Origin of the sequence: Drancourtella massiliensis (assembly GCF_016900655.1) — a bacterium.
GTDB classification, from domain to species: domain Bacteria; phylum Bacillota; class Clostridia; order Lachnospirales; family Lachnospiraceae; genus Sellimonas; species Sellimonas catena.
Window position 1 is genome coordinate 1 of sequence record NZ_JACJKH010000067.1, and the last position, 1,557, is coordinate 1,557.

At 38.3% G+C, this 1,557-nt stretch carries 1 protein-coding gene and 1 pseudogene; both read right to left on the reverse strand.

From position 1 onward, the window contains the following. Positions 1–85: 85 nt before the first annotated feature. Positions 86–262 (reverse strand): hypothetical protein, encoded by a 177-nt coding sequence (locus tag H6A32_RS15700; RefSeq protein WP_182466551.1) that lies wholly within the window; start codon positions 260–262, stop codon positions 86–88. 50 nt (positions 263–312) lie between these two features. After that, a pseudogene (locus tag H6A32_RS15705) lies at positions 313–1,463 on the reverse strand (IS91 family transposase). Positions 1,464–1,557: the final 94 nt, after the last annotated feature.

Consider the following 1,557-nt stretch of genomic DNA (forward strand, 5'->3'; position numbering starts at 1 on the left):
CTTTATAGGAAAGTTCGATTTTTGACGATTTATTGAATGAAAATAGCCCGCACAAAGGCGGGCATGCAGATAGGACGACACTGAGTTAGAAGATATAAAAACCTTCTACGCCAGCCTCGTCATCAAACAAATTATCTTCATTTAAGAAATAATCCATATCAAGAAGATCATCTTCGCTCATGTTGCGAATGTCCATAGATGTCATTCCTTCAGGTGGATTATGTATATATTTTTTGCGTAATTCCTCAATGTTAGATTTCATGACAATGTTCCTCCTTTAGGAGGATTATAACACAGATTATCGAAAAAGAATCATGCAGAAGAACGCTTTCCACGAGATTTGGACATGGCTTTCTCGTAAAGTTCTTGGAGGGATACGCGTTGGTGGTTGTAATAGAGTTCTAAAAACTCCATTTGATGGTTGCATTCAGGACATTTTAAAGGATCGTAACCAAAGGAAGAAAGGATAGCGGTTCTCCATTGGTTGAAACTCCGATAGATGCGGTGTTTGGATCGGTGTATCGACCGATGAAGTTTGGAATCTATTTTTCGGTGCCTTGCATAAAGACCGCCATATCGAATCATTTTAAAGTGTTTTTCAGGGATGTGTCGGATGAGGCGTTTGATGAAATCAATGGCAGGGATGGTTTCTTCTACATATTTTTCGTCTTCATGGCGATTGTAATGAAAAGTAACGAGTTCACCATCGTACTTATCAATTCTGGAAGTGGCAATAACAGGGCGACCAAGATAACGACCGATATACTTGATAACGTTTTGCGAGTCGCATTTGTTAGGTTTTGCATAGACATAGAAACCATGCTTGTGATCAGAATAACATTTTGATTTTACCTTTTTAAAAGAAGAATCTAAGCAAGATTCTAATTCATTAAGCAATGCCGTGCGAAAAGCGTTACGCAGAAAAGTATAGTTGAAATATTTGACATGACGCCAGAAACCGTCGTTGCTGTAACCACCTTCGGAGATTAGACAGTGGATGTGAGGATTCCATTTGAGGTCACGACCAAAAGTATGTAAAACCATAATGAATCCAGGTGTAAAATTTTTAGATTTATTTAATTTGAAAAACATCCTGGAAACAACGCTGGAAACAGAATGGAAGAGGCAGTTAAGTAAAGAGCGGTCTTTGAGAAAAAAATCCCGAAGGTTTTCATCGATGGTGAAAACACAGTGGCGATGTTGAACATGAATCAACTTAAAGGACATACTGGTAGAGCGTTCCATGGAATATTTGTTTCCGCAAGTGGGGCAAAACGACTGTGGCAGCGGAAAGGGACAAATTTAAGATTTCCGCAAGAAGGGCATGAGTACATGGCACCACCAAAAGAAGAATCACCACAGTTGATCATCTTATCAATATTTTCCATCTCAGATTTTCTGGGATGAAGAGTATATTTAATTTCTTCATAATAGTCAGTAAAAATTTTTTGTAAGATATTCATAAAACTATTATGAACGAAAATGTAACAAAAAGAAAGCCCCAACCCCCTCATGATTGAGGGGCAGGGGAGTTGAATAGGCGTAGCCTATTTTTTA

Excerpts from the sequence above, each read along its gene's own strand:
- H6A32_RS15700 (WP_182466551.1), bottom strand. The coding sequence starts at position 262 with ATGAAATCTAACATTGAGGAATTACGCAAAAAATATATACATAATCCA.